General features: G+C 66.2%; 5 protein-coding genes and 1 pseudogene. 1 reads left to right on the forward strand and 5 read right to left on the reverse strand.

Going from position 1 to position 4,810, the window contains the following annotated elements:
• From VKP01_RS11295 to VKP01_RS11310, 4 genes and pseudogenes are all read right to left on the reverse strand, one after another.
• A pseudogene (locus VKP01_RS11295) lies at nucleotides 1-787 on the reverse strand (hypothetical protein); the annotation flags it as partial.
• Entirely contained in the window at nucleotides 784-1,254 is a 471-nt protein-coding gene (locus VKP01_RS11300) for a hypothetical protein (protein WP_324412337.1), read from the reverse strand. The gene VKP01_RS11300 and the pseudogene VKP01_RS11295, both read right to left, overlap by 4 nt.
• Nucleotides 1,254-2,720 carry a FliI/YscN family ATPase gene (locus VKP01_RS11305; protein ID WP_324412339.1) on the reverse strand — a complete coding sequence of 489 codons (1,467 nt, stop codon included), beginning with the start codon at nucleotides 2,718-2,720 and terminating at the stop codon, nucleotides 1,254-1,256. Before VKP01_RS11305 ends, VKP01_RS11300 begins: the two co-directional genes overlap by 1 nt.
• A 54-nt stretch (nucleotides 2,721-2,774) precedes the next feature.
• A complete protein-coding gene (locus tag VKP01_RS11310; RefSeq protein WP_324412341.1) occupies nucleotides 2,775-3,308 on the reverse strand; it encodes a FliH/SctL family protein in 534 nt (177 codons plus the stop codon).
• On the opposite strand from VKP01_RS11310, the gene VKP01_RS11315 reads away from it, so the two are divergent.
• A complete protein-coding gene (locus VKP01_RS11315) occupies nucleotides 3,298-3,501 on the forward strand; it encodes a hypothetical protein (protein WP_324412343.1) in 204 nt (67 codons plus the stop codon). The two genes, VKP01_RS11310 and VKP01_RS11315, sit on opposite strands and share 11 nt — an antisense overlap.
• Before the next feature lie 114 nt (nucleotides 3,502-3,615).
• Here the strand turns inward: VKP01_RS11315 and VKP01_RS11320 are convergent, their stop codons facing one another.
• Entirely contained in the window at nucleotides 3,616-4,593 is a 978-nt protein-coding gene (locus tag VKP01_RS11320) for a hypothetical protein (protein ID WP_324412345.1), read from the reverse strand.
• Between the last annotated feature and the right edge of the window lie 217 nt (nucleotides 4,594-4,810).

The following is a 4,810-nucleotide window of genomic DNA, read 5'->3' on the forward strand; positions in this document are numbered from 1 at the left end:
GTCGCAGCAGCGGCCCGTCGAGCGTCGGTTTGATGGTCTTCCAGTTGCATGTCTGGGCGAATCGCTCTGCGGTGATTGCTACAATCTTTTGAAAACTTAAAGTAGTATCGTCAAGTGAAATCCCACAACCTGTCTCCAGTGTCGCGAATTCCGCGAGTGTCAGCCGCGTGCAGCCGCAGCGGAATGCGATGGATGTGGTCAGATCTGTGAAGGGGCTGCGTGTGATCGGTCCGGCGATCAGGGCCGCGACGAGCTGGTCGCGCTCGATGGCGTGGCAATCGAGCGCGATGGGAAAGCGTGCGCCGCCCTGGCCTGCGGCAGTATCGGCTGCTGCGGCTTCGAAGATGAAGGCGGGCCGCATGGCGATGCTCAGGCCGCGCTCCGCAGCGACCACGGCGATCTCCGCCCGGATTGTATGCGAGAAGGTGTCGATCAGGTCATTTTCCAGCGCATCAATCAGCAGCGCCCTGTCGGCGGTGGACAAAGCGGTATCGTCGAGCATGGGATGGGCGCCGCGCAGCATCGCGGTGACGATGTCGTCGGGCAGCCAGAGGCTCGCAGCGCGCTCTGCGCAGAGCAGGTCGAGCCGGGTCCAGCCGCCCTCCCAGGCGGCGAGGGCAGCAGGATCAGCGAGGGAGAGGACGATGCGCCCGATACCCGTCTGGAATTGCGGATTGGCCCGGTTGCGCGCCAGACGGCGCCAGTCCCCGGCTTCGCGCGGGGAGAGGGCCGGCAGGTCGAGGGGCTGGGCCAGGGCCGGGTCGATGCGTCGGAAAGGTGCGTTCATGACTGTTTCCAGCGTGGTTTGGACGGCATTTCGGTCTGGAGTTCTTCCTGCAACTCGGCTTCGCGCGCTTCCTTCTCGGCGAGTTCGGCATCGAAGGTATTGAGCTGTTCGGCGGATTTCTCGGCGGCGCGCAGGGCTTCATGGGCTTCGGTGACCTTCTTCTCCTGAAGCTTGATCTGGCGATCGAGGCGCAGTTTCGCGGTCTTGAGGTCGCGCAGTTGCAGATCGTGGAAATAGCGCTGGCGCTGACTGTCGATCACGGCGGTCTGGGTAAAGGTTTCGCCGGATGCGCTGCCCAGCCGCCCCGCCGAGGCACGGGCTGCCTCGACCTCCCCGATGCGGGCGGTATTCTGCGCCATCTGTTGCGTGAGTGCGTCGAGGTTGTTGCGTTCGTTCTGGTAATCGCGCCGGCGCTGTTTCGTGCGCAGCGTGCGGATCGTCATCAGTTTCTGCAATTGCGCGCGCATCACACACCCGTGATCTCGCGCAGATGCGCGATCGTGTCGGCGAATTTGGCGATTTCACCCGGCTTCTGTTTGAGATGCGCCTTGATCATCTCGATCTTCGCGACGGCCTCGTCATTGAGGGCGTCGGTACCCTGCTTGTACTCGCCGACCTGGATCAGCAGTTCGAGTTCCTGATAACGGGCATAGAGCTCGCGCATCTTGTCGGCAGCGGCGCGGTGTTCCGGCGTCGTCACATCGTTGAACAGGCGGCTTTTCGAGACCATGACGTCAATGGCGGGATAATGCACCTGTGCCGCGAGTTTCTCCGAGAGGATGATATGTCCGTCGAGCAGGCTCTTCACCTCCTCGGCCACCGGGTCGGAATTCATGTCGCCTTCGACCAGCACCGTATAGAAGGCGGTGATCGAGCCTACGGCGGCAGGGCCGGCCCGCTCCACCAGCAACGGCAGGGTCGAATAGACGGAGGGTGGGAAGCCGCGCCGGCCCGGTGGCTCGCCGGCGGAGAGGCCGATCTCGCGCAGGGCGCGTGCCAGACGTGTCACCGTATCGACGAAGAGCAGCACCTTCATGCCGCGATCGCGAAAATGCTCAGCCACGGCGGTGGCGGTGAGCGAGGCCTGCATGCGCTCCACCGAGGGACGGTCCGATGTCGCTGCGACGATGACCGAGCGCGCGCGGCTTTCCTTGCTCAGGGCGTGTTCGAGGAAGTCGTTGACCTCGCGTCCGCGCTCGCCGACCAGCGCCACGACGGTGACATCCGCCTCGCAGCGCATCACGATCTCCGACATCAGTGTCGACTTTCCGCCGCCCGCCGTGCCGAAAATCCCCATCCGCTGGCCGACCCCCATGGTCAGCAGCGAATCGATCGAGCGGATACCGATTTCCATCGGCGTCCTGATCGGTTTGCGGGTCATCGGATCGGGGGCCTGCGCCGAGATTGGCCGTCGTTCGGCTTCGGGGCCGGGCCGTGGTGGTTCGGAGGCGTCGCCCCAATCCATGAAATTGCCCAGCGCGTCGATCACGGTTCCCAGCAGATAGTCACCGCAGGTCACCGTCGGCGGACGGCGCAGGCCCACCACTTCCGTGCGCAGCGACAATCCCGACGTGCCACCATAGGGGGCGAGAAAGGCGGTGGCGTTGTCGAGCCCGACCACCTCCGCGAAACGCGTTTCGGAGGTGTCGGGATCGCGCAGTTCACATAATTCACCGACTTCCGCGCCCGGCAGTTCCGCGCGGATCAGCGGACCGGTCACGGCGAGCAGGCGTCCTGAGGAGCGGCGCGTGTCGATCCCGCCGACGATGCGCTGCAGCTTGGCGAGCTTGCCGGCAAAGCCGGTCTGACGGTCGGCATTGCGCCGTTCGGGCTGATGCGAGCCCGTCTTCGCCGCTGCTGGCGTCTGCGCCGGTGGTCGGCGCTGCATGTCGACGTCCTGCGGTGATTTCGGCGGTGCGCTCGTCTGGTCCATTCCGATTCCCCGATTGCGGCATCTGCACGTGCCGATGGCGCGTGGCGCCTTGCTTCACTCGTCCAGGCTCTGCAGTCCGGCCTTCAGTCGTGAGAGCTGCTGGCGCATGCCCACATGGATGCGCCCCTTGGGGGTTTCGAGAATGATCTCGCCGCGCTTGAGCAACGGATCGGCCTCCACGCCCTTGATTTCGGGCCAGGAGCCCGTCATCGGCAATTGCCGTAGCCCTTCCTCGAGATAGGGAACCTCATCCGGCGTGACCCGCACTACAGCCCAGATGTCGCCTGCCGCATCGTCAAGGGCGCGCCGCACGCAGCGCAGGGCGAGTTCGTGCTCGTCCATTTCGCCGAGCATGCGCTCGACCGCACCGAGTACGATGGTGGCGAGTTCCTCATCCGAGGCCGCAAGGCGCTCGCGCACCCGGTCGATGGCTTCGACGAGGGTTTCGAGGGCCTCCAGACGGCCCTTTTCGAAACCCTCCTGATAACCCTTCTTGCGGGCCTGCTCCTGCGCTTCGGCAACGCTGCGGCCCATGCCGTCATGCAGGCGCCGGGCCTCGTCGCGAAAGCGATCAGCGATGCGCAGCACCTTCATCTCCTCCGCCGAGAGCACTTTCGTGGCGGGTACGAAGACGGAATTCTCCGGCTGTTCCGGCGCCTCGCTTGCGGTGGGTTGTGCAGCAGCTTTCGGCTCCGCTGTGGGTGCCTGCGCCGCCTGTGCCGCTGCTGCTTCGGGTGATCTGTGCGTATGCCCCTGGGGCAATGTTCTCGGCGGTCTCTGAGGTGGCGTTCGCGGTGCCGCCCGGGGTGGCGGCTGGGCAGGCGCATCGGGCAGCGCCTGCGGGCGCGGCGCTTGCGCCCCGGGATCAGTTGCCGGTTGTGATGCGGGCGGGGCTTCAGGCTGCGGGTTCGTCATTTTCGCCTCCGGGTGAACCATCATTGCCGACCGCAATCTCCCCCGTCCCTGAAGCATCGGAGGCCGCATCGCCCCCGGCTGCGGCGGGATCGTCCGCGAGGCCATCAGCGCGCCATTGCGCTTCCGCGGCATGGACTTCCTCGGGGGAGGGCATGACGCTATGGCCGCCGCCGCTCGTATCCCGCGCGGCATCCGTGGTTGCACAATCGGCGATCACGCGCGTCAGAGCGCGGGCGGCCAGGGTGGGCAGGCCGGTGATTACCGCGTCGAAACGATCGGCGAAGCCGCGCGTTGCGATATCGACCGGCAGATCAAGCAGCAGCGCCACACAGGCCGCGCCGTCATGGCCATGGGCGGCGAGCGCGCGCACGAACATGCGTTTGTCCGCATCGCTGACGGGCGGCTCGGCGATGAATTCACGCAGGGCCTCGATGCTCTGTGTCAGTAACGGCTTCTGGACCAGGGCGAAGGAGAGGGCTTCCTCGCCATATTTTTCCGCAAGCCGGCGCATCGCGTCGCGGCCCATCACGCGGGGCGTGTCAGCGAGACGCATGGTGGTGGCGAAGAAGCCGATGGCGCGCATGATGATCGCGGGGTCGCGCGGGATGCGGCGAGCAACCGCGACCTGGCGCCGGGTCAGCCCGAGACGCTCGCGCAGACGGGTCGCAAAGCGCCTTCGCAGGCTGGCGCGGGCATGGCTGAAATTGCTGATTGCGGCTTCCGGGAGGCCCGTCAGCGCTGCAATGCGTGCCTCACCGAGCAGGGCGATCAGGGCGGAGGGATCTTCGCAGGCCGTTTCCAGAATGATCGGCACACGCCTGTGGCGGGGATGGCCGCTATTGCCGTCATCGGTGGTCAGGCGCGGTGAGCGCAGCCAGGCGCCGTCATCGGCGGGAGCGGATTCAGCGCCCGGTTGCGGCGAGACGGCGCTCTGCGCACGACCCTGTGCCGGCGTCATGAGGCGCCTCTCGTGGCAACGCGCTGGCGCCATGCGAGAAAGCCCGCACCTGCCGCCATGGCAAGGGCTACCGCCCAGAATATGTAAGGAGCGATGCGTGTCATGAAAGGCAGGGGCGGCGCATTCTCGCCGGTTCCGGCAGACGGCGTCTGGGCTGATGACGCCCCGCCGGGCTTGCGGCTCGTGCCGACGCCGGTCGCCGTGTCGGGCGGTGCGT

It is taken from the genome of Saliniramus sp. (assembly GCF_035311605.1).
In the GTDB taxonomy this organism is placed as follows: Bacteria; Pseudomonadota; Alphaproteobacteria; order Rhizobiales; family Beijerinckiaceae; genus Saliniramus.